The 22,057-nt window shown below is 68.2% G+C and carries 24 protein-coding genes, 1 tRNA gene and 1 pseudogene; 16 read left to right on the forward strand and 10 right to left on the reverse strand.

Annotated features, from left to right (window positions below):
• Nucleotide 1: 1 nt before the first annotated feature.
• The 5 genes from narH (at nt 2) to katG (ending at nt 5,611) form a co-directional block, all read left to right on the forward strand.
• Nucleotides 2–1,639: a nitrate reductase subunit beta gene (gene narH / locus BJ964_RS38140; RefSeq protein ID WP_188125196.1), complete on the forward strand. Its 1,638-nt coding sequence runs from the start codon at nt 2–4 to the stop codon at nt 1,637–1,639.
• On the forward strand, nt 1,636–2,217 hold the full coding sequence (gene narJ, locus BJ964_RS38145; protein ID WP_188125197.1) for a nitrate reductase molybdenum cofactor assembly chaperone: 582 nt from the start codon (nt 1,636–1,638) through the stop codon (nt 2,215–2,217). Before narH ends, narJ begins: the two co-directional genes overlap by 4 nt.
• A complete protein-coding gene (narI, locus tag BJ964_RS38150; protein WP_188125198.1) occupies nt 2,214–2,933 on the forward strand; it encodes a respiratory nitrate reductase subunit gamma in 720 nt (239 codons plus the stop codon). Before narJ ends, narI begins: the two co-directional genes overlap by 4 nt.
• 69 nt (nt 2,934–3,002) lie before the next feature.
• Nucleotides 3,003–3,437: a Fur family transcriptional regulator gene (locus BJ964_RS38155; protein ID WP_188125199.1), complete on the forward strand. Its 435-nt coding sequence runs from the start codon at nt 3,003–3,005 to the stop codon at nt 3,435–3,437.
• Nucleotides 3,434–5,611, forward strand: coding sequence for a catalase/peroxidase HPI (katG, locus tag BJ964_RS38160; RefSeq protein ID WP_188125200.1), 2,178 nt, complete (start codon nt 3,434–3,436; stop codon nt 5,609–5,611). Before BJ964_RS38155 ends, katG begins: the two co-directional genes overlap by 4 nt.
• Nucleotides 5,612–5,656: 45 nt before the next feature.
• Here katG and BJ964_RS38165 read toward each other — a convergent pair whose 3' ends face one another.
• Complete coding sequence (locus tag BJ964_RS38165; RefSeq protein ID WP_188125201.1) at nt 5,657–6,625, reverse strand: NAD(P)-dependent alcohol dehydrogenase; 969 nt, start codon at nt 6,623–6,625, stop codon at nt 5,657–5,659.
• Nucleotides 6,626–6,773: 148 nt separating this feature from the next.
• On the opposite strand from BJ964_RS38165, the gene BJ964_RS38170 reads away from it, so the two are divergent.
• Together BJ964_RS38170 and BJ964_RS38175 are read left to right on the forward strand one after the other, a co-directional pair.
• A complete protein-coding gene (locus BJ964_RS38170) occupies nt 6,774–7,436 on the forward strand; it encodes a lytic polysaccharide monooxygenase auxiliary activity family 9 protein (RefSeq protein WP_229807332.1) in 663 nt (220 codons plus the stop codon).
• A gap of 56 nt (nt 7,437–7,492) precedes the next feature.
• The gene (locus BJ964_RS38175) at nt 7,493–8,014 is read left to right on the forward strand and encodes a hypothetical protein (RefSeq protein ID WP_188125202.1); all 522 of its coding nucleotides are present in this window, start codon (nt 7,493–7,495) and stop codon (nt 8,012–8,014) included.
• A 4-nt stretch (nt 8,015–8,018) separates the two neighbouring features.
• Here BJ964_RS38175 and BJ964_RS38180 read toward each other — a convergent pair whose 3' ends face one another.
• The 3 genes from BJ964_RS38180 to BJ964_RS38190 are packed head-to-tail and all read right to left on the reverse strand — an operon-like array spanning nt 8,019 to nt 9,631.
• Nucleotides 8,019–8,633, reverse strand: coding sequence for an HAD-IA family hydrolase (locus BJ964_RS38180; protein ID WP_188125203.1), 615 nt, complete (start codon nt 8,631–8,633; stop codon nt 8,019–8,021).
• A gap of 57 nt (nt 8,634–8,690) precedes the next feature.
• A complete protein-coding gene (locus BJ964_RS38185; protein WP_188125204.1) occupies nt 8,691–9,125 on the reverse strand; it encodes an HIT family protein in 435 nt (144 codons plus the stop codon).
• Nucleotides 9,126–9,145: 20 nt separating this feature from the next.
• Complete coding sequence (locus BJ964_RS38190) at nt 9,146–9,631, reverse strand: hypothetical protein (protein WP_188125205.1); 486 nt, start codon at nt 9,629–9,631, stop codon at nt 9,146–9,148.
• A gap of 336 nt (nt 9,632–9,967) precedes the next feature.
• Between BJ964_RS38190 and BJ964_RS38195 the strand changes: the two genes are divergently transcribed.
• Nucleotides 9,968–10,891: a cation transporter gene (locus BJ964_RS38195; RefSeq protein WP_203832443.1), complete on the forward strand. Its 924-nt coding sequence runs from the start codon at nt 9,968–9,970 to the stop codon at nt 10,889–10,891.
• A 160-nt stretch (nt 10,892–11,051) separates the two neighbouring features.
• Here BJ964_RS38195 and BJ964_RS38200 read toward each other — a convergent pair whose 3' ends face one another.
• Nucleotides 11,052–11,579 (reverse strand): hypothetical protein, encoded by a 528-nt coding sequence (locus BJ964_RS38200; RefSeq protein ID WP_188125206.1) that lies wholly within the window; start codon nt 11,577–11,579, stop codon nt 11,052–11,054.
• A 457-nt stretch (nt 11,580–12,036) separates the two neighbouring features.
• On the opposite strand from BJ964_RS38200, the gene BJ964_RS38205 reads away from it, so the two are divergent.
• On the forward strand, nt 12,037–12,453 hold the full coding sequence (locus tag BJ964_RS38205; protein ID WP_188125207.1) for a DUF1801 domain-containing protein: 417 nt from the start codon (nt 12,037–12,039) through the stop codon (nt 12,451–12,453).
• Between the two features lie 229 nt (nt 12,454–12,682).
• Here the strand turns inward: BJ964_RS38205 and BJ964_RS38210 are convergent, their stop codons facing one another.
• Nucleotides 12,683–13,507 (reverse strand): YwqG family protein, encoded by an 825-nt coding sequence (locus BJ964_RS38210; RefSeq protein ID WP_188125208.1) that lies wholly within the window; start codon nt 13,505–13,507, stop codon nt 12,683–12,685.
• A gap of 194 nt (nt 13,508–13,701) precedes the next feature.
• Here BJ964_RS38210 and BJ964_RS38215 point away from each other — a divergent pair, with 194 nt between their 5' ends.
• The gene (locus tag BJ964_RS38215; protein WP_188125209.1) at nt 13,702–14,328 is read left to right on the forward strand and encodes a ClpP family protease; all 627 of its coding nucleotides are present in this window, start codon (nt 13,702–13,704) and stop codon (nt 14,326–14,328) included.
• Nucleotides 14,325–14,939: a ClpP family protease gene (locus BJ964_RS38220; RefSeq protein ID WP_188125210.1), complete on the forward strand. Its 615-nt coding sequence runs from the start codon at nt 14,325–14,327 to the stop codon at nt 14,937–14,939. Before BJ964_RS38215 ends, BJ964_RS38220 begins: the two co-directional genes overlap by 4 nt.
• Before the next feature lie 90 nt (nt 14,940–15,029).
• Here the strand turns inward: BJ964_RS38220 and BJ964_RS38225 are convergent.
• Nucleotides 15,030–15,293 (reverse strand): annotated as a pseudogene (locus tag BJ964_RS38225) (helix-turn-helix domain-containing protein); the annotation flags it as partial.
• Nucleotides 15,294–15,436: 143 nt separating this feature from the next.
• Here BJ964_RS38225 and BJ964_RS38230 point away from each other — a divergent pair.
• Nucleotides 15,437–15,979: a hypothetical protein gene (locus BJ964_RS38230; protein ID WP_188125212.1), complete on the forward strand. Its 543-nt coding sequence runs from the start codon at nt 15,437–15,439 to the stop codon at nt 15,977–15,979.
• A gap of 164 nt (nt 15,980–16,143) precedes the next feature.
• On the opposite strand, the gene BJ964_RS38235 is transcribed toward BJ964_RS38230, so the two are convergent.
• On the reverse strand, nt 16,144–17,031 hold the full coding sequence (locus BJ964_RS38235) for an alpha/beta fold hydrolase (protein ID WP_188125213.1): 888 nt from the start codon (nt 17,029–17,031) through the stop codon (nt 16,144–16,146).
• Nucleotides 17,032–17,184: 153 nt separating this feature from the next.
• Between BJ964_RS38235 and BJ964_RS38240 the strand changes: the two genes are divergently transcribed.
• Nucleotides 17,185–17,691, forward strand: coding sequence for a hypothetical protein (locus BJ964_RS38240; protein WP_188125214.1), 507 nt, complete (start codon nt 17,185–17,187; stop codon nt 17,689–17,691).
• A gap of 54 nt (nt 17,692–17,745) precedes the next feature.
• On the opposite strand, the gene BJ964_RS38245 is transcribed toward BJ964_RS38240, so the two are convergent.
• Nucleotides 17,746–17,872 (reverse strand) — tRNA-Pro (locus BJ964_RS38245).
• A gap of 393 nt (nt 17,873–18,265) precedes the next feature.
• On the opposite strand from BJ964_RS38245, the gene BJ964_RS38250 reads away from it, so the two are divergent.
• Complete coding sequence (locus BJ964_RS38250; protein ID WP_188125215.1) at nt 18,266–19,108, forward strand: TRADD-N-associated membrane domain-containing protein; 843 nt, start codon at nt 18,266–18,268, stop codon at nt 19,106–19,108.
• A gap of 618 nt (nt 19,109–19,726) precedes the next feature.
• On the opposite strand, the gene BJ964_RS38255 is transcribed toward BJ964_RS38250, so the two are convergent.
• Nucleotides 19,727–20,644, reverse strand: coding sequence for a tyrosine-type recombinase/integrase (locus tag BJ964_RS38255; protein WP_188125216.1), 918 nt, complete (start codon nt 20,642–20,644; stop codon nt 19,727–19,729).
• A 295-nt stretch (nt 20,645–20,939) separates the two neighbouring features.
• On the opposite strand from BJ964_RS38255, the gene BJ964_RS38260 reads away from it, so the two are divergent.
• Nucleotides 20,940–21,383 (forward strand): YunG family protein, encoded by a 444-nt coding sequence (locus BJ964_RS38260; RefSeq protein ID WP_239163843.1) that lies wholly within the window; start codon nt 20,940–20,942, stop codon nt 21,381–21,383.
• Nucleotides 21,384–21,438: 55 nt separating this feature from the next.
• Nucleotides 21,439–21,822 carry a hypothetical protein gene (locus tag BJ964_RS38265; RefSeq protein WP_188125217.1) on the forward strand — a complete coding sequence of 128 codons (384 nt, stop codon included), beginning with the start codon at nt 21,439–21,441 and terminating at the stop codon, nt 21,820–21,822.
• Nucleotides 21,823–22,057 lie beyond the last annotated feature (235 nt).

Here is a 22,057-nt window from a genome sequence, read left to right on the forward strand (position 1 = left end):
CATGCGCGTGATGGCCCAGATCGCGATGGTCATGAACCTCGACAAGTGCATCGGCTGCCACACCTGCTCGGTCACCTGCAAGCAGGCGTGGACCAACCGCTCCGGCGTCGAGTACGTGTGGTTCAACAACGTCGAGTCCCGCCCCGGGCAGGGCTATCCGCGCACCTACCAGGACCAGGACCGCTGGCAGGGCGGCTGGGTGCGGACCCGGACCGGGCGGCTCAAGCCCCGCTCCGGTGGCCGGATCAAGAGGCTGCTCAGCATCTTCGCCAACCCGATCCTGCCGCAGATGCGCGACTACTACGAACCCTGGACCTACGACTACGAGCACCTGCTGTCCGCACCGGCCGGCGTGGACCTGCCGGTGGCCCGGCCGAAGTCGCTGCTCACCGGCGAGGACACCAAGGTGACCTGGTCGGCGAACTGGGACGACTCGCTGGGCGGCGGCAACGAGGTGCTGGCCGGCGACCCGATCCTGCAACGGGTCTCCGACCAGGTGCGCCAGGAGTACGAGAAGGCGTTCCTGTTCTTCCTGCCCCGCATCTGCGAGCACTGCCTCAACCCGTCGTGTGCCGCGTCCTGCCCGTCCGGCGCCATCTACAAGCGGGCCGAGGACGGGATCGTGCTGGTCGACCAGGACCGGTGCCGGGGCTGGCGGATGTGCGTGACCGGCTGCCCGTACAAGAAGATCTATTTCAACCACCGCACCGGCAAGGCCGAGAAGTGCACGTTCTGCTTCCCGCGGATCGAGATCGGCCAGCCCACCATCTGCTCGGAGACCTGCGTCGGCCGCCTCCGCTACATCGGCCTGATGCTGTACGACGCGGACGCCGTCGCGAAGGCCGCCGCCGTCAAGGACGAACACGATCTGTACGAGGCGCAGCGCTCGGTGTTCCTCGACCCCCGCGACCCGGCCGTCGCCAAAGCCGCGCTGGCCGCCGGCATCCCCGAGGACTGGATCGACGCCGCGAGACGCTCACCGGTCTGGGATCTGATCATGAAGTACGAGGTGGCGCTGCCGCTGCATCCGGAGTACCGCACCATGCCGATGGTCTGGTACATCCCGCCGCTGTCGCCGGTCGTCGACGTGCTGCGCGACACCGGCCACGACGGCGAGGACCCGCACAACCTGTTCGGCGCCGTGGACGCGCTGCGCATCCCGATGGACTACCTGGCCGAGCTGTTCACCGCGGGCGACCCCGCCCCGGTCCGGGACGCCCTGAGCCGGCTCGCCGCGATGCGCGCCTACCAGCGGCGGATCAACCTGGGCGAGAAACCGGACGGCTCGATCCCGGCGGCCGTCGGGATGACCGCTGAGGAGATGGACGACATGTACCGCCTGCTGGCGATCGCCAAGTACGAGCAGCGGTACGTCATCCCGTCCGCGCACGCCGAGGACGCCCACCGGCTGGAGGGTCTCGGCGCCGAGTGCTCGCTGGACTACGAGGGCGGCCCCGGCATGTACCAGACCGGCCCGTTCGGCGAGGCGTCCGGAAATCCGGTGCCGGTGCAGGTGGAGACCTTCCACATGCTGCAAGACCGGCAGACCGCCGACGAGCCGCGCCGGCTCAACCTGCTGAACTGGGACGGCAAGGGCACCCCGGAGGGCATGTTCCCGCCCCGGGAGGACAAGTCGTGACCGCTCTCGCCGCCCGCGCCGCCTCCCTGCTGCTGCGCTACCCCGACGATCACGTGCTCACCGCCGTACCCCTGATTCTCGATGCCCTGCCTACGCTGCCCACCCGGATCGCCGAAACGCTCAGGCCGCTCGCCGCCCACCGGGCCGGCGGCGAGCCGGGAGCCTTGCGCACCGAATACGTCGACCAGTTCGATTTCCGGCGCCGGTCCAGCCTGCACCTGACCTACTACACCTGCGGTGACACCCGCAATCGCGGCGAGGCGCTGGCCGGCTTCGCCGCCGCGTTCAAAGCCTCGGGGTACGAGGTGGTCGACGGCGAACTGCCCGACTACCTGCCCGCGGTCCTCGACCTGGCGGCCGCCGACGACACCGGCTGGCGGCTGCTGCGGGAGAACCGGGTCGGCCTCGACCTGCTGGCCCAGTCCCTGAAGGAGTCCGTCTACCGGCACGCCGTCGAGGCCGTCCGCGCCCTGCTGCCGGCCCCGTCATCCGGGGAGCTCGACGCCGCCACCGCCCTGGCCCGTACCGGCCCGCCGGCTGAGCAGGTGGGCCTGCAACCGTTCGGGAGCAGTCGATGAACACGTTCCTGTGGGTGGTCTTCCCGTACCTGTCGATCGTGGTGCTGATCGGCGGGACCGTCTGGCGCTACCGCTACGACAAGTTCGGCTGGACCACCCGCTCCTCCCAGCTGTACGAGACGAACTACCTGCGCTGGGGCAGCCCGATGTTCCACTTCGGGGTGCTGTTCGTGCTGATCGGGCACGTCATCGGCCTGCTCATCCCCAAGTCGTGGACCGAGGCCGTGGGCATCACCGAGCACCTCTACCACCTGATGGCCGTCTTCATCGGCACGGTGGCCGGGTTGTGCACGCTGATCGGCATGGCGATCCTCATCCTCCGCCGCCGCCTCACCGGCCCGGTCTTCGCCGCCACCACGAAGAACGACAAGGCGATGTACGTGGTGCTGGGCTCGGTGATCCTGCTGGGCCTGTGGGCGACCGTGAAGGCGAACATCGCCGGTGGCGGCTACGACTACCGGGAGACCGTGTCGCCGTGGCTGCGCTCGCTGTTCACGCTGCAACCCGACGCCGCCCTGATGACCGCCGTCCCGGCCTCCTTCAAGATCCACGTGATCGCGGCGTTCGTGCTGTTCGCGTGCTGGCCGTTCACCCGGCTGGTGCACGCGTTCAGTGCGCCGGTCGGCTACCTCACCCGCCCGTACGTGGTCTATCGCTACCGTGATCCGCGTGGTGGCCTGCGGCCCACGCGTCCCGGATGGGAGCCGCCCCGCTGAGAGCGGCCCGGCCGGGCCACCTCCCGGTAAAACTGGAATGATTCCAGAAAAGCGGGTTAAGGTCGTGGAATGACGTCCGACCTCGAGGCGCAGCTGCGGGCCGTCTCGCTGCGGGTGACACGGCCACGCCTGGCCGTGCTCGCCACGCTGCGCGACCACCCGCACGTCGACACCGACACGGTGATCGAGCTGGTGCGAGCGGATCTCCCGTCGGTCTCCCACCAGGCGGTTTACGATGTGCTGCGAGCGCTCACCGACACCGGCCTGATCCGGCGCATCCAGCCCGCCGGCGCGACCGCCCGCTACGAGACCCGCGTCCGCGACAACCATCATCACGTCGTGTGCCGCGGCTGCGGCACGATCGCCGACGTCGACTGCGCGGTCGGACACGCCCCCTGCCTCACCGCCTCCGACGATCACGGGTTCGTGGTCGAGGAGGCGGAGGTCGTCTACTGGGGCACCTGCCCCGACTGCGTGACCAAACGTTCGGAGGGAATCTCATGAGCGACAACCAAGATCCGCAACAGAGCGGCTGTCCCGTCGCCCACGGCAGCGAGAGCGAGAACCCGGCGATCGACTCGCCTACCCCGAAGACCGGTGGCCGCCCGCGCGGCAACCGGGACTGGTGGCCCAACCAGCTCGACCTGTCGGTGCTGCACACCCACTCGTCGAAGGGCAACCCGCTCGCCCCGGACTTCGACTACGCCAAGGAGTTCGAGAAGCTCGACGTGGCGGCCCTCAAGGCCGACATCGTCACCGTTCTCACCACCTCCCAGGACTGGTGGCCGGCCGACTTCGGCCACTACGGCGGCCTGATGATCCGGCTCAGCTGGCACGCCGCCGGCACCTACCGGATCCACGACGGCCGCGGCGGCGCCGGTGACGGCGGGCAGCGGTTCGCCCCGCTCAACAGCTGGCCGGACAACGCGAACCTGGACAAGGCCCGCCGCCTGCTCTGGCCGGTCAAGGCGAAGTACGGGCAGAAGGTCTCCTGGGCCGACCTGCTGGTGCTGGCCGGCAACGTGGCCCTGGAGTCGATGGGCTTCAAGACGTTCGGCTTCGGCTTCGGCCGCCAGGACGTGTGGGAACCGGAGGAGATCTTCTGGGGCCCGGAGGACGCCTGGCTCGGCGACGCGCGGTACGTGTCCGAGAAGACCATGTCCGAGGGCGTCGGCGCCACCGAGATGGGCCTCATCTACGTCAACCCGGAGGGCCCGCGCGGCAATGCCGACCCGCTCGCCGCGGCGCACTTCATCCGGGAGACGTTCGCCCGGATGGCGATGAACGACGAGGAGACCGTGGCGCTGATCGCCGGCGGTCACACCTTCGGCAAGACCCACGGTGCGGGCGTCGCCGACGACCACGTGGGCCTCGAGCCGGAGGGCGCGCCGCTCGAGGCGCAGGGCCTGGGCTGGCTGAGCACACACGGCACCGGCAAGGGCGCCGACACGATCACCAGTGGACTCGAGGTCACCTGGACCGATAAGCCGACCCAGTGGAGCAACCGCTTCTTCGAGATCCTTTTCGGGTACGAGTGGGAGCTCACCACCAGCCCCGGCGGCGCCAAGCAGTGGGTCGCCAAGGACGCCGAGGCGATCATCCCGGACGCGCACGACCCGTCGAAGAAGCACAAGCCGACCATGCTGACGACCGACCTGTCGCTGCGCCTGGACCCGGCGTACGAGAAGATCTCCCGCCGCTTCCTGGCGAACCCCGACGAGTTCGCGCTCGCCTTCGCCAAGGCGTGGTACAAGCTGCTGCACCGTGACATGGGCCCGGTCGCCCGCTTCCTCGGCCCGTGGGTGCCGGAGGCGCAGCTGTGGCAGGACCCGGTTCCGGCCGTCGACCACCCGCTGGTCTCGGCTCTTGATGTCGATGTCCTGAAGTCCAAGATCCTCGAATCCGGCCTGACCACCGACCAGCTCGTGTCGGCCGCGTGGGCGTCGGCGGCGACCTTCCGGTCCACCGACAAGCGCGGCGGCGCCAACGGCGCCCGGATCCGCCTGGAACCGCAGCGCGGCTGGGAGGTCAACCAGCCGGTCATCCCGGTGATCGACGCATTGGAGAAGATCCGGCAGGTGTTCAACGCGTCCGGTGGCGCGAAGATCTCGCTGGCCGACCTGATCGTGCTGGCCGGCAACGCGGCCGTGGAGAAGGCCGCCGCGGACGCCGGGCACCCGGTGACCGTGCCGTTCCACCCGGGCCGCACCGACGCCACGCAGGAGCAGACCGACGTCGAGTCGTTCAAGGTCCTGGAGCCGCGGGCCGACGGTTTCCGCAACTACCTGCGGCCGGGCGAGAAGACCCAGCCCGAGGTGCTGCTCGTCGACCGGGCGTACATGCTGAACCTCACCGCGCCGGAGATGACCGTCCTGGTCGGCGGCCTGCGCGCGCTGGCCGGCGGCGTTCTCACCAACGACTTCTTCGTCAACCTGCTCTCCCCGGGCACCCGGTGGAAGGCGTCGGAGTCCCAGGAGCACCTGTACGAGGTCCAGGACGTGACCACCGGCGAGGTCAAGTGGACCGCCACCGTGGTCGACCTGATCTTCGGCTCGAACTCGCAGCTGCGCGCCCTCGCCGAGGTCTACGCCAGCGCCGACGCCCGCGAGAAGTTCGTCAAGGACTTCGTCGCCGCGTGGGTCAAGGTCATGGAGCTGGACCGCTTCGACCTGCGCTGATCCGTCTTGGTGAACCCCGGCCGGTCCGCACGACCGGCCGGGGTTCTACTCCGGGTCGCCGATGGCGATCACGATCGCACCGAGCCGTTGCTCGGTCTCCACCCGGCGGTGCGCCTCGGCGGCCTCCGCCATCGGGTAGACCCTGTCGACGATCGGCCGCACGGCCCCCGCCTCGATCATCTCGGCGAGGTCGGCCAGATCCTCCCGGCTCTCCGGCGCGAACGTGACGATCACGCTCCGGCTGGTCAGCCCTCGGAGCAGCACCGACAGCCGAGGGTTGCCGCTGAGATAGCGCCCGCCCGGGTCGAGCATGCCGAGCAGCCGCCGATGTGAACTCCCGGCGACCATGTCGAAGACGACGTCGAACCGGCGGCCCGTGCTCGTGACATCGACGCTGGTGTAGTCGACGAAGTCATCGGCTCCGAGGCGCCGGAGAAGCTCCTCCTTGATCGCATGGTCGACCGCGGTGACATGGGCGCCCATCGAACGGGCGATCTGGACGGCATGCAGGCCGATGCTGCCACCCGCGCCGTTGATCAGAACCCGCTCCCCCGGCGCGATGCCGGCGCGCCGCATGAAGTGCAGCGCGTTGAGCCCGCCGAGCGGAACGGCGGCCGCCTCCGCGAACGTCATGTTCCGCGGCTTGGGCACGATCGCGGCGCTCTCGGGAACCACGACGTACTCGCCGTACCCACCCAGCCCCAGTCCCGCGGAGCCGTAGACCGGGTCACCGGCGGCGAACCGGGTGACCCGGCCGCCCACCGACACCACCTCACCGGCGAAGTAGCCGCCCAGGATGTGCCGTCGCGGCCTCCGGATGCCGACCGCGATCCGCAGCGGAAGCCAGAACCACTTCACCGAGAACCGGAAGGCCCGCAGCTCGCAGTCGGATTTGGTGGCCTCGGCCGCCCGCACCCTGATCAGGATCTCCCGCTCGCCCGGCAGCGGCGCGGGCACGTCGGTCAGATGTAGAACGTCCGGGTCCCCGTAGCGGGTGTAGACGACAGCCTTCACTCCGCCATCCGATCCGCCGGGGAGTCGCGCTGTCAACAGCATTCGGCACATCCGACCGATTGACATTGGTTGATATCTCGACACATTGACGCAATACTTGCCGGGAGCGCTCCCAATCCCCCGAAAGCCGAAGAATGGAGGACACATCGTGCCCCGACACGAGTCCCGTCGAACCCACCGCCGGACCCTCCAGGTGCTGCTCGTCGCACTCACCACGATGATCAGCATGCTGCCGTGGACCGGCGTGGCCCAGGCGCACGGCACCATCATCAACCCGCAGTCCCGCGCCTATCAGTGCTGGAAGACCTGGGGCAACCAGCACACCAACCCGGCCATGCAGACCCAGGACCCGATGTGCTACCAGGCGTTCCAGGCCAACCCGGACACCATGTGGAACTGGATGAGCGCCCTGCGGGACGGGCTCGGCGGGCAGTTCCAGGCCCGCACCCCCGACGGGCAGCTGTGCAGCAACGCCCTGGCCCGCAACGACAGCCTGAACAAGCTGGGCGCCTGGAAGACCACCACCGTGAGCCGCGGCAACACGACCGTCCAGCTGTACGACCAGGCGAGCCACGGCGCCGACTACTTCCGCGTCTACGTGAGCAAGCAGGGGTTCAACCCGGTCACCCAGACCCTCGGCTGGGGCAACCTCGACTTCATCACGCAGACCGGCAAGTACGCGCCGGCACAGAACATCTCGTTCACCATCAACACCTCGGCCTACACCGGCAACCACGTCCTCTTCGTCATCTGGCAGGCCTCGCACATGGACCAGGCCTACATGTGGTGCAGCGACGTCAACTTCGTCTGATCCACCTCCGGCCCGGGACCCCGGTCCCGGGCCGGGCACTACCCCGAGGTGAGGCAATGAGGACCCGCTACATAGGGGCCGCGGTGGCGCTGCTGACGGCGGCGGCCGGGGCGGTCGCGCTGACCCGGCCGGACACTGTGCCACTGCAAGATCAAATAATGACCCGGATGCGTACGTCACTCGAACAGTCGAGTCCGGAACAGCACAACCACGCCGGCCACGGCGCCCAGGCAGCGGACGCCGCGGTGATCTGCGGGGTCCGCGTCTACGGCTACGAGCCGGCTTCGGCGGGCACACTCACCGACGTGACGGCGGTCTACGGCTTCCACCTGTGCGGGGTCGCCGAACAGCAGCGGCCGTGGGACGTGGCGGTCAAACTCGCCGGCCCGGTCATCCTGAACATGTCCAGCGACCCGCCCGGCATCCAGGTGGTCGAGGCGACCGCCGAGGTGAAGTACGTCGACCGGCTGCGGCAGATGTTTCCGTCCCCGTACGCCGAAATGGCTTTGAAAGAAGCGCTGTCCACCGAGGAGATGGCCGACCTGCGCGGCCGCTACGACGCGGCCGCCGGCCTGTGACCCCTCAACGGCGCTCGCGAACCGCGTGGACGACCTCGGCCAGGGAGCCGACGACCACGTCGGCCCCGGTGAGGCCGGACGGATCCGGCCCGAGACCCACGACGAACGCACCGGCGGCCCTACCCGCGGCGACGCCCGTCGGCGAGTCCTCCACCACCACACATCGTCCGATGTCGGCGCCCAGAAGCCCGGCCGCCGCGAGATAACCCTCCGGGTGGGGCTTTCCGAAGCGCACGTCCTCCGCGGCGATCAGCACCTCGGGAACCGGTAGGCCGGCCCCCTCCAGCCGGGCGGTCATCAACCGGCGAGAACCCGAGGTCACCGCGGCCCACGTCCCGTGCGGCAGGCCGGTGAGAAGACGACGGGCGCCCGGCATGGCCACCACGTCCGCGGCACGATCCTGCTCGACGGCGGCGATCCGGCCGACAACGGCGGCGTGCACGTCCGGAGGAAAGAAGTCAGCGACGACATCCTCGTCGCGACGACCATGGCAGGTCCGCAGGATGGCATTCGCGTCCGCGCCGAATCGAGCGGCCACGTCGCGCCACGCCTCCTCCACCACCAGGCGCGAGTCGATCAACGTACCGTCGATGTCGAACAGCATCGGAACATGCGCCATCGCCACTCCCCTTTCGCCGGCCGCTTCCGGATTCGTGCTCAGCGGCGAGGTCGATCATCACAGGGCGGCCCGGATGGCGACGGCCAGTTCGTCGCGTCGCGCCTCGGACAGGCGGCCATCGGTGTCGTTCAGGAACCCGAAGACACCCGGCCCGCGACGCTCGGCGGGCAGGTCCGGCATGCGCGGCACGATGTGGAAGTGCACGTGGGCGAAGCCCTCCTTCTCGGCGAACTGCACCACGTACGTCTTGACGCAACCGGTGACGGCCCGCAGAGCGCGCGCGAGCCGCACCTGCCAGAGCCCGAGCGTGCCCGCCTCGTCGTCGGTCAGGTCCGCGATCGAGGTCACGTGACGCCGCGGAACCAGGACGAGCCACCCCGGCAGGCTGCTGTTGAAATCGTGCGCCACCCGCCAGAACCGGTCCGCGGCCACCCGCTCCCGAGGCGGCAGCTGATCGAAGCCCTCGTTGTTGCGGCAGGCATAACAGTCCACCGCCGCAGATTACCGGCCGCTCACCAGCCCGGCCCGGGGTCGATCTCCGGGGCGCCCTTCGGCCAGTCGTCGCCCGGCTCGTATGGCCCTCGCACGACGACCAGCGACCATCGCTGAGCACCATCGGGCTCGACCGTGACCGCCACCGGCCAGGACTTCTCCGGTGAGCCGGCACCATGGAGCCTGGTGACGCCATCGCAGATGCTCGTGGCCTTGGCGGTTTCGCCTCCCAGGTCGGTGCCGACGACCAATTCGCCGCCACCGGTGCACCGGTACCGGACCGTGAGGTCGCCCTGATCGCCCGGCAGGCCCAACGACGCCCGCCAATGACCGGTGCGCCCGACAAGCCGGGCAACGATCTGCGGGTCCGCCGGTTCAGCAAGGACCCGCACAGACGGCGACGGCGAGGTGACGACGGGCACCGCCGCCGGATGACGATCGCTGCCGCATGCGGCGATCGAAACGACGACCAAGGCGCAAAGTACCGCCGATCCTCTCAAAACCACTTTCCATTCTCACCGTACGCACACCGAGCCGTACATGATCTTGCTCTTGGCCCGCAGCACGCTACCCGACCACCTTCACGAGGAACAGTCACCTCCTCGCACACGAAATACCCCGAACAGGAAGTCGCCCTGCACGCCCTTGACCATTTGGTGGGTTCTCGCGGGTCGGCGACCTCCCCCGAGAGAGCCTCGATGCGGATCACATCGGGGATGATCACAAGAACAACAAGCCCTCGAAATAGCTCGTGACCGCCCGCTGACGCGGTGAAGCCAACTGCGGCGGCTCATTCGCCTTTTCGCCCGAGTACAGCGCATCGCCTGTGACACTGGGAGACGATGGGAATGCCGGGGCGCTCAGATGCGCATTTGCCGAGGGAGCAGTCTGCGCTGCGTCTGTCCCTGGTCGCGTCGGCCGTGCTCGCGGTGCTCGGTGTCGGCTGGGGCATGGTCGCGGGCTCCCAGGCCATTCTGCTTGACGGCGTGTATACCTTGATCGGCATGGCCTTGACCAGCCTGTCGCTGCGTGCCGCACGGCTGATGGACGCCGGGCCGACACCCCGCTATCCGTTCGGCCGGGAGTCGTTGGCACCACTGGTCGTCGGTATGCAAGGGCTCGTTCTGCTGGGTACCTGTGTGTACGCCGCGCTCGACGCTACCCGCGTCATCTTTGACGGCGGCGTCGAGAAAGTCTCCCCGGGATCCATGGCCGCCTACGGCCTGCTCACCGCCGCGGCCGCGCTGGCCGTCCACCGCTACCTGCGGCGCTCGGACCCGGCCTCCGATCTCCTCGACGCCGAGGCAAGGCAATGGTGGGCCGGCGCCCTGCTCAGCCTGGTAGTCCTGACGGGATCGGTACTCGCGCTGCTGTTCAGCGACCGCCTCGGTTCAGGACCGCAGCGCTACCTCGACCCGGTGCTGGTGCTGGCGGCCTGCCTACTGCTGGTGCCGCAGCCGGTACGCATGATCAAAACTATGGCCGTCGAACTGCTTGAAGGCGCCGCTGATCAGCGGGTCCAGCAAGCCGTCAGCGGCAGGATCGACCGGGTCAGCGCACAGTTCAACCTCGACCGGCCGGCACTGCGGGTGGGCAAGATAGGACGCAAGCTATACGTGGAGGCCGATTTCATCGTCGAGGCCGGGCATTGGGACATTGCCGACGAGGACCGAGTCCGTCGAGAGGTCGCGTCGCAGCTGAGTGACCTACCCTACGATGTCTGGCTCAACGTCGAACTGACCACCGACCCGACCCGACTCAAATGATCCGACCGGTCGGCGTGACCGCCACTCGGCAGCCCGCCGAGACCAGCCGGGCGAACGGCTCGGCTCGGCCGCCACCCAGCGGGGCAGCTCCGCAAGGCCTCGCTCAGCCAGCGCCAACGCGTACCCGAAGGGTTTCGACACCGACCGGACGGTAGGGCGATCACCAACTGTCGCGGCGACCCTGTCGCCTGGCCCCGGTGGCGGCGCTGGCGGCCTGCCTCTTGCGGGCGGCCTGGCCGGCGCCCGGCGACACGCGCCCCGCCGGTGCGGCCTTCTTGGTGGCCCGCGTCGGCGTGGCACGCTTGCCGGCCGGTCGGGCGCGGACGGTCGGCGGCGCTGTATTGCGCATTTCCTGTGCCGCCGCGAGGCGCTCGTTCTTCAGCTCCTGCGCGCTGCTCCGGGCGGCCGCGGCCAGGTGTCGGCTGACCCGGGCGAGTGCGTCCTCGAAGACCTCGGCCTTCTCCGCGTTGCGCAGGTTCTTCGGTCGGGCCTTGCCGCGACCGCCGGACGTGGCGACCCGCGCGCTCGCCTCGCGGCGGTAGAGGCCGACGTACTTGTCGCGGGCCCGGCGCACCCGGCCGTGCAGTTCGACCAGGCCGTCCTCGTCGGCCCCGATAAGCTGCTCGCGCTCCGTTTCCCGGAACAGCGCCAGCTCAGTCTCGCTGAGCGAGTTCAGTAGCGCCTTCAATAGCCACGACCATAAGCCGCCAGTCAGCCCGAGATGTCAAGATTCGCCAACGGGAGTGGGTCAAGAAGCGGTGGGCGGGCGGCGTCGACATCCCCCGGCGCAGGTCCACAGCCCTCGTACGGTGCCGAGACTGTCGCACTCGAGATCGATCACCACGGTCGGGTCGTGCTCGGACGGAGCACGGCGAGCCACAGCTACCGGGCGGCACATTGGATTCGGACGGCGACAGATAGACCGGCCCCGCAACTGGCGCACTGTCTTCGGCTTGACGGTGAGTCCTGCTTCGGCGCCAAGCCCTGTGAGCCGGCATGGTCGGCTGATTGCGGCGATGAACAGAATCCCACCTCGGACAATCGCTCGCGGTTGCCGCCCTGGCAGCTACTCAAGGAGCGCTATTGACAGGATCGCGCGTTAAAGGCGCGGCTTCTGCACGGCCTCCGGGCACTACGATTCGGGCATGACGGCGCCGACTGGGCGGCCGGTCGAGGATTTCCTCGCCGAAGTGCCGAACGAAGATCGACGGGCCGACGCACGTCGGCTCATCGCGCTCATGCGTGAGGTCACCGGTGAGGAGCCGGTGATGTGGGGGCCGAGCATCATCGGCTTCGGTCGCTACCACTACCGGTATGACAGTGGCCATGAGGGCGACAGCGCATTGGCCTGCTTCTCACCGCGCAAACAACACCTCGTGGTCTACCTGATCGGCGGGTTCGCCGACCGGCACGCATCGATGCTCGCACGACTCGGGCGGCACAAGATCGGCAAGGGCTGCCTCTACCTGAGGAGCCTCGACGACGTCGATCTGGCTGTCCTGCGCGAACTGGTCGAGCGCTCGGTACGGGTGCGGAGGGGCGTCGATCAAACCTCTTCCTGATCTATCCGGACGTACGGATGGGGCTCACCACCGTGGCTACCGGCCGCTTGCGGTGTCGAAGGGCCCGGCCTGCCGGGCCCTTCGAGCTCGAGCAGGCGGGTGGCCTCCTCGTCGTGGGTTCGATCGGTGGGCTTGAGATCCACGCGCGTCCGGTTCTTCACCGTCTTGGTGCCGGGCACTTGGACGAAGAGCCCCGCCCCGAAACGGACCTAGCCTTCCTACCGCCCGCTCAGGAGCATTGGAAGATCATGGTGGGCGGGTTCTGCGGGCAGCGCGGGCAGGTGAAGAAGTAGTTCGCGCCGACGTCGCCGAGGCAGAGTCCCGCGTCCATGCCGCCGTCCACGGCACCCGCGGGCCTCCAGCGGCGCCACGACTCGCCGTCCCATTCCCGGGAGGCGACAGTCACCAGGTGGGACATGGTGGTGCCGCAGTCACACACCGGGTACTGCGGGTCCTGGATCCACTCCGGCCAGCCGCCCGCCTTGGTGCCATCGGCGGCGCTGAGGTGCGCGAAGTAGCTCCACCCGCGCTCCTGCGCCCACCCCTCTACCCGATCGCGCAGGTCGTCATCGAGTTCCCAGGCGTCGGGCAGTTCCCGGACCCGCTCGGGACTCAGCGAGCAGGCCACCGGCACGTGATCCTCTTCGACGGCCTCGTCGTCCGGCGGCTCCGGATTGTCGAGCAGTTCGCCGATCGAGGCCTCCGCGCGCCACCGCACGAGCGGCAGCGGCCGGCAGTCGTCGTCGTGCAGCGCCGGGCACCACAGCAGCTGGAAGACGTCCGTGCCGCCGGGAAACACCAGCTCGGGCACGTCCCGCGCGAAGATCTGCAGAACCGCGACCATGACGATCGGCTCGTCGTGGTCCTCCTCGGACTCGCACACCGGCCAGGCCTCCCCCACTGGCCACAGCAGCGGCCCGCCCAGCGAACTCTCCCGCACCCCCGGATCCGCCCGCCGCGGATGCAACCGCACCGTGGTCTTCCACCTGCCCGCGAACTCCGGAAACGCACCCTCCACATCCAGTGGCGGCGATGGTGTGACGATGCTTCCCATGTGAACACTCCCCGTTCGGCCAACCCGACCGGGGCACTGTATACGCGGGGTCCGACAACAACGCCCCATCACAACCCGTGCCGTCCCCGAACACAGTTCTGCCTCATCTGCTGACCGCAGATCGGCTTGGCCGGCGGGCGCCATCGCGCTGAAGGTGGAGTCGACACGCAGAGCCGAGCCGGAGGAGAACAGCCATGCACCCATTCACTGCCGCGACGCCAGGCGGAACCGGGTCCGTCGACGACCAGCTGTCCGTCCAGTTGCTGCACCAGCGCATCATCGTGCTCGGGGCCGAGGTCGACGACCCGATCGCCAACCGGATCTGCGGGCAGCTGCTGCTGTTGTCCGCGGAGAACCCGCTGAGTACCATCAACCTGTACATCAACTCGCCGGGCGGTTCGGTCACCGCCGGGCTGGCGATCTACGACACCATGCGGCTGATCCCCAACGACGTCAGCACGCTGGCCCTCGGGCTCGCCGGGAGCATGGGGCAGTTCCTGCTCACCGCGGGCACCCCGGGCAAGCGGTACGCGCTGCCGCACGCCCAGATCCTGATGCACCAGGGCTCGGCCGGGTTCGGCGGCACCGCGGCGGACGTGGAGATCTACGCCAATCAGCTGGAGCGGCTCGGCCACACGCTGCTGCGCCTGACCGCCGAGCACACCGGGCAGCCCATTGACACGGTCGAACGCGACAGCAGGCGTGATCGTTGGTTCACCGCCGAGGAGGCCCTCGAGTACGGCCTCATCGACCGGGTCCTCGACAGCGTCGACGACGTACGTCCCGAGGTGGCCAGCCAGCCGATGGGGCTGAGCGCATGAGCCACTACACCATCCCGACCGTCGTCGAGAAGACGCCGAACGGGGAACGCGCCTTCGACATCTACTCCCGGCTGCTGTCGGACCGGATCATCTTCCTCGGCACCGAGATCGACGACGGGGTCGCCAACGTGGTGATCGCACAGCTGATCCATTTGGAATCGACCGGGGAACAGGAGATCGGGCTGTACATCAACTCCCCGGGCGGCTCCTTCAGCGCGCTGACGGCGATCTACGACACCATGCACTTCGTCCGGTGCGACATCGCCACCATCTGCGTCGGCCAGGCCGCGTCGGCGTCCGCGGCGCTGCTCGCTGCCGGCACACCGGGCAAGCGGTCGGTGCTGCGGCACGCGAAGGTGACCCTGCACCAGCCGTCCGGCCACGCCCGCGGCACGCTGCCGGACCTGGCCGTGGAGGCCAAGGAGGTGGCCAAGGTCCGGGCCGAGATGGATCAGATCCTGGCCGAGCACACCGGTCATTCGATCGCCAGGATCCGGGAGGACACCGACCGCCGGATGACCTTGGCGGCCCCCGACGCCGTCGCCTACGGCCTCGCCGATCGGGTCATCACCCGGCGCGAACCACGCGGCTACCGGCTCAACGCCGCCTGATCAGGCGGCCAGCAGGACGACATCGCCGGACCGGGAGCCGCGCGGCGCGTGTGCCGCGCGGCGCAGCCGGGCCGTCTCCAGCCGGAGAACCGGGGCGCGATGCGCCGTAAGGTCACGCCCCACCTCGGCCAGCAGGTCGGCCAGCCCGATGCCCAGCGAGTCGCAGACGGCGGCCACGATCTCCGAACTCGCCTCCTTGCGGCCGCGCTCCACCTCGGACAGGTACTGCACCGAGACGCACGCGTCCCGGGCGACCTCGGCAAGGGTCCGCTCCTGCTCCAGCCGACGGCGCCGCAGCACCTCGCCGAGCAGGGTGCGCAACAGAGGCCGCGGTCGGTACGTCACGTCTGCCATGCGCCGACGGTAGTGAGCCGTCGCCGTCGCCGACACCCGATCGGGCCCGGTTCTGCCAGCAGCGTAGGAGCCGTATGCAGAAGTCCGGTCACGGCCTCCGGATCATCCGCCCGTAGGCTGCGGCGATGCGGAAAGGATCTCGGGTGACGACGAGCAGGCGACGACAGTGGGTCATGCTGGCCACGGTGCTGGCGCTCGGCACCACGGCGTGCGACGACAACTCGCCACCGAACGCAATCGTCGGTTCGCCCGTCGCCGCGGCCGCCACCGAACGGGCCGTCCGGGCGCTGGAGGCCGACCCCGGTTTCGCCGGAGAGGTCGTCCAGGCCGATGGCCGCTGGCATCCGCTCTGCGCAGCCCGGCCGATGGGGATCTCACCGGACTCGGCCGACGCCGAGGACGTGACGACCGTCTACGCCTGGGTCTACTGCAAGTGGGTCCCGGAGGGCGCGGGCACCACATCGCCGCCGGATCCGGGTGGCCTTCCCGCGCTCGCCTCGCCGGTCGTAGTGCACCTGGGCGACAACCTGCTCTACGAGTTGCCGCAGGACGGTGAGGAGTACGAGCAGTCGATCGCCGAGATCTTTCCGGCGAACCTCCGGAAGGCCGCCGTCGACGGCAGCCCGGAGGGGAGCACGGCGATCCGGGAACTGGACGCCCGGGTCGCCCGGGAGCTGAGCCGATAACCGAGAACGGAAGCCCGGTCCGCATTCTCCTATCGCCAACCGCGCGGCGTCTCCCGGTTCACCCGCGCTGACGCCGTTCCTGGCCGCGACTTGGTACGACGCCACCGCATCGGGCCTTGATCTTGCTGCTCGACAAGGTCTGCGGGTCAGGCGTGCGAGCGAACTCAAGGAAGTACGGGTAGTGCGGCGAAGACGGTGTCCCAGTGGCCGAAGGTTGTGGTGCCGTGGCCCGCGTTCGGGAAGGTCACGAAGGTGGGGTTGGGAAGGCGCGCGGCCAGCCAGCGGCCGTTGGCTTCGGGCACCAGGCTGTCGCGGTCGCCGTAGTAGAGGTGAACCGGACAGCGCACCGCGGTGACGTCGATGTCCCAGGGGCCGCCCCAGGCCAGGTTGTCCCGGGCGTACCCGTCGGCGTTGCTGAGTGCCTCGCGCATGTCGACGGCCCAGCAGCGGCGAACCTCGGGGGTGAGCCAGGTGAGCTCGGTTGCCGGGATGCCGTCGAAGTAGGCGGCGACCATCGCGTCGTCGTCAGCGATGTCGAGCAGTGCCACATCGGGGGCCAGGTCGGACCGGAAGCCTGCGAGGGCGGCGTTCAGGTCGCCGGCGTCGGCCAGCGCGAGCAGGTCACGTTCGTGGTCGTCGGGATCGTGGGGCAGGGCGAGACGCCACGGTCCGATGCCGCCGACAACGGCTACCGCGGTGACCCGTTCGGGCGCGGCCAGAGCGGTGGCGAGTGCGTAGGGTCCGCCACCGGAAAGCCCGACGGTGCCGAACCTGGCTACTTCCAGGGCGTCGGCGATCGCGATCGCGTCGGCGCCGACCGAGGCGAGGCTCGGCGAGGTGTTCGGCGTGCGGCCGTAGCCTGGCCGGTTGAAGGAGATCAGGCGGATCCCATGGTCGCGTGCGGCATCGCTCAACGGCGTCGCCTGGTGTCGTGAGCTGGGCGTGCCGTGGTGAAAGAGCACCGGCCGCCCGCCGAGGTCGCCACCCTCCAGCACCGGAACCTGCCGTCCACCCGCGAGCGTGATGATGCGTTCCCGTGCCTCGGCCGTCATGCCCGCAATCTAGATCAACAAAATTCGAGAGCCGCCCCGAGGGGCCTCTGCATGGTTACTCACAGCGACGCCCGCAAGACCCGCATCACGGCATGTGACTTCGTTGCCGGTAGGGATTCCGGATGCTGAGACCTGCCGCCGTATGCTGCCGGAATGGCGTCGTTCACCGAGCAGGAGACCGAGCGGCAGTGGGATTACGAGCTGCTCTACGACGGTGCGGTCACCGGCTTCATCAGTGAGGCGATGCTCGACCATGTAATCACCGAGCTGGTGAGTCTCGGGTACGGCATTGCCGAGGTTCGCGGCGGGACCGGTGCGCCGATGCTGCTGAAGCTGCTCGAATCCGTCCCGGCACACTATGACTACGCGGTCGGCAACCTCAGCGCGACGATGGATGCGCTCCGTTATCTCGACCTCAGCGGGCGTACTGGTTGGGCGCTCGTCATCCGCCGTTTCGACGAGACGTTCGCGGCTGATCCTGACTGGGCGCGTGGGCTATGTGACGTCGTCACCCGGGCGTCGTACGAGCACCTGCTCAAGGGCGACCGGTTCCTGATGCTGGTACAGAGCCCGGTCGAGCTTCCGCTCGGTGAACTCGGTGGCGAGCGTCCGGCTTGGCGCACGCGCGAGCCTCATTCTCACCACGCCGAAAGCCAGTAACTCGAAACAAGCAAGGCCAACCGGCGTCCGGATCACGACCACGTGAGGGCGTTGCGGACCGAAGGGGATTCGAACCCCTGGTGGGGCATGGCACGCCAGTGGCCCCACGCGTTCCAAGCCGCCGTGCGTACCCGGCTGCCGGCTCATCGACGCTGCAATAACCCGGCTCTGCCACCGGCCCACCGCAGTATCACCGCAACGGGTGCAGCGCAAGGTCAAGCTCGCACGCGAGCCGGCGGACCGTCGTCGACTTGCCGGATCCCGGTGTGCCACCGACCCAGAACATCGGCACGCTCGTCACCATCCGCACCATGCTGCCAGACGACCACCAGGCGCTGGCCGCGCACCTTCATCAAGGACTCTCGCTCATCGGCACAGCCGCGAGCCGAGCTGCCGCAGCGGCCGGTTTGCCTATTGATCGCCGGCGCCCATCTGGGCGATCGACGCCGAACAGCACAGATGATCGGATGCCCAACGAACGACGCTCGGCAGCCAATCTTTGACCGCCAGGCTGATGCGCAGTGGTTGGCAAATCGGAAGGGTTGATCGGCAACTCTATATCTCTGGAGCGCCCATGACGGCACAGGCCACCGACACTGCGGCACCCGCAGACCCCGGGACAAGATTGGCAGATCTGGAAGCTGACTCCGCAAAGGCGTATGAGCGAATCGAGCGTGAGAACGCAGAAGAACGGCTCAGCTCATGGCGTTTTGCGGCGGCGATCGGCGTTCTTTTCATCGTTGGGGCGGGGGTGTTCGTCGCCGCAGCCGTGCTGCTCGACTGGCGAGCGACGACCGATCCGATCACCAGCGTCCTCCTGATAATCGCCGTTTTCCTGTTCCTGGGAGCTATGGCCGGGCCGATCATCGCGATAGCGATGCAGCGTGCCCGGGCTCGGCACAATGAGTTGAGCCAACGTGAGTTCGACAGTATCGACCGGGCTGCCGCGAGTATCGATGACGAGGCGCTGGGTGACCTTATCTCGTTCAATTTTCGGCTGATGGATCGATTTATCAATGTAGCACTGGGCCAAGCGAAGGCCTCGTACCTGTTCTGCGCAGGTGCCGCAACGGCGGCACTACTTGTTTTACTAGCCGGGACAACAGCTCTACTTGCGGTCAACTCTGTGTCGGCTCAGGTGACGGTCGGCGTCATCACCGCTGCAGGCGTAACGCTTTCTGGGTTCATCAGCAGTACATTTATGAATGTCTACAAGATGACATCACGGCAAATGAGTTACTATTACGGCCAACCACTCGTGCACTGCTTCCTGCTCCATGCGGAATGGCTCGCGCAGCGATCCCAGCCGGAGGATCCCGTCCAGCATCGGCTCATCGACGCGACGCTCGGCGCCAGTCGGAACGCTCAGCAGCAGTTGCTCGATCTCATGGAAGTCAGACAGTCGAAAGGCGGCTAATCGACGTCCGTTAACGTCGAATTCTGAGATTCTTCCCAGCCTCGACGGACTATCGATGCTCCGACTTCCCGGATAGCCCGGTACGCGGATCTGGAAGTGAAATTTCGGCATCGACTCGCCTGTGTTCCCGCGCACTCAACTCGGCAGGGGAATTCGCCTAACCAGCGCGGTGATGAGGTCCAGATACGTCATCGGTCACCCATCCTTTGGTGTTACAAGGCGGCCCGCAGAGGATGCGTCGCCCGTCGGCGATGGCAATCTCCCCCGATCCGTTACAGCTCGGGCATGTCTGAGCCGCTGGCGGGCGATGCGGCATCAGGTGGTGTAGCTGCGGATGACGGCGGGCTGCTTGGGCGTGAACGGTTTCGCGCTCGTCATGGCTCGGGCGAGACAGCGCACCGTCGTCCCGATCGACGAAGACGTCGCCGGAGGGCGCCAGCATGTACGACTCCCACAGTTGGTTGAAGACGGTGAGCATGCCCCACTGCCGCGCTCGCGCACCCCATGAGTGGTCCGACGCGGCCTGATCGGCGACCAGCCGAGCAAACGAATCCTCTGCCACCACGGCCTCACGATACGACGGGCGCTCCTGTCACCACGGATACGCGCTGATGGCGGCTACGTCCCGGACGCCATGAAGGCGGCGAGGATGTAGTTGGGGTGTCGGTCGAGGTTCTTGCGAGCCCGGTCGTAGCGGATGTTGGTGCGTGGGTCGGCGTGGCGGGCGGCGATCTGGACGTCGCGGAGGCTGACGCCGGCGTCGAGCATGGTGGTGACGAACGTGTGCCGCAGCATGTGCGGATGCATCTTCGGGATCCGGAGGTCGGCGATCTCGGCCAGGTACTTGAGTCGGCGGGTCGCGGCATGTCGGTCCATCCGAACTCCGCAGGCGTTACGCAGGACCGGACCGTCGTCGCGGCCCTCGACCGTACGGTCGATCGCCCGGGCCACCGCTGGAGGCAGCGGCACCAGCACGACCTTGCCGCCCTTACCGCGAACCTTCAGCACCCGGTGCCCGTGTTCCTCGCCGAGGTCGGCGATGTTGGCGCCGCAGGCTTCGAAGATCCGCAGACCGAGCAGGCCCAGCATCGCGACCAACGCAAAGTCGTTGAGGTTGGCCGACAGCCGAGCTGCGGTGATCATCGCCTCGAACTGCAGATGGCTGAGGCCGAGAGTGGGCGACTCGGGCGGCACCATCGGCCGCCGGACGTAGTCGGCGGGTGAGTGCGGCAAGATCTGGTCGATGACGCAGACACGGTAGAAGCCGATCACCACCGACAGCCGCCGGGACACCGTCGACGGCTGGTAACAGCGGACGTCCTGCAGGCAGCGCACATAGCGCTCCACGTCCGTCCGTGCTGCGGCGAGGGGATCCAAGGGTTGATCGGCCGACCACCGTAGGAAGACCTTGAGGTCGGAGTCGGTGTGCATCCGGGATTGGCCGCGGTAGCGGCCGAGGTACGCGGCCACCGCTGCCGCCAAGAGACGCGAGTCGGAACTGGTCGGGCTGAGCTGGAGCGCTGTTGAGGAAGTCATGCCCCACGCTTCGACCAGCCCGCTCTGGCGCTGATCGTCCAGGTCCTCCGCCGACGCGGCGCATGAGGCGACGCCTACTATTCAGGCGCCGGGCGGCGGTGCACCTTCGTGAGGTTCTCCCCGAGCGATAACCGCTGCTCGGCACCTCGGCACCTCGGCACCTCGGCACCTCCCACGACCATCGCGCTCGCGGCGGCAGATGAGCGCTCCCGCCGGTGGCGCCGCTCGGCCGGTCAGGACCCGAGGCGCGTTCTTTCCTTGACTCTCAACCCGGTCGAGGGCTGACCCTTCCTGGGTGACGTCTGGAGAGCGCGACCAACGAACAGCCCCTCTCACGATTGACCTGGAGGTGCTGCGGCCGGTACTGCGGGCCGGCTGGGGAGCGGATACCTGTGACCCGCACGATGTGCAGGACTGGCACGCCGGCAACGCAGCCCGTGGTCAATGCGGGGTGACCGCCTTGATCATTCAGGACCTGCTCGGCGGAGAGCTGATTCTCGGCGAGGTCTTCGCAGGAGACGCCAAGGTCGGCTTCCACTACTGGAATCGGTTAGCCGACGGCCGCGAGGTCGACCTGACGGCTGACCAGTTCCACCCACAGGAAGTCGTTGTCGGTGGTCAGGTACAGCAACGCCCGCCGGGCCCACCCCGGCGATGCCGCCAGCAGTACGAGATCCTGCGGGACCGCGTCTTCGCAGCCCTCTACGGCGGCGATCCCACGCAATCCGTTCAACGGTGATAGCCGACCGACAGGCCGAGCGCACGAACGGCGGCAGATCCGGATGTCGGCTGCGATGATCCAGTTCATGGAAGTTCGGGTCGCTGCTGTCTATCCCGGCGCGCCGATGATGGTTGACGCGATGGTGGCGGGGACCAGGGTGACGGCGGAATGGGTCGGCCCTCGTCCGGCCGCCGGCGATGTCGCTGACGTGGAGCTGGGTATCGATGAGGTTCTGAAATGGGCGCACTCGATCGCCGTCGACGGCGATCAGATGACGCTTCGGGAAGGCCCGCTGCTACGTGGAACCGTCGAGATTCAGGAGCAAGATCGCCTGACGGTTCGGATCGCCGAAGGCCTTGCGGAGGTTGAGGTCGATGACCTCTCCGGCGACGTGCCTTTCGGTACCGCCGTTGCTCTGGCCATCGGCCACCTCAAGCTGTACCCGACCGGTACGTGAACTTGACACTCCAGTTGCTTCTACGCGGCAGTAGAGCACGTCGCGCGACGTTACTCTCCCACCATGCCGCATCGCTTCTATCGACGCCATTGGGCTGACACTCGAAGCGATAGTTGTCGGTCGCGAGGCCGCGGTGCAGGCCATCGCGATGTTTCCGGGTCGATGGAGCATTCCCTTCCAGCGATACAACCCCGGCGTCGAAAGTTCTGGTCCCGAGTGGCGACCGACGTGATCG

It is taken from the genome of Actinoplanes lobatus (assembly GCF_014205215.1).
GTDB lineage: Bacteria > Actinomycetota > Actinomycetes > Mycobacteriales > Micromonosporaceae > Actinoplanes > Actinoplanes lobatus.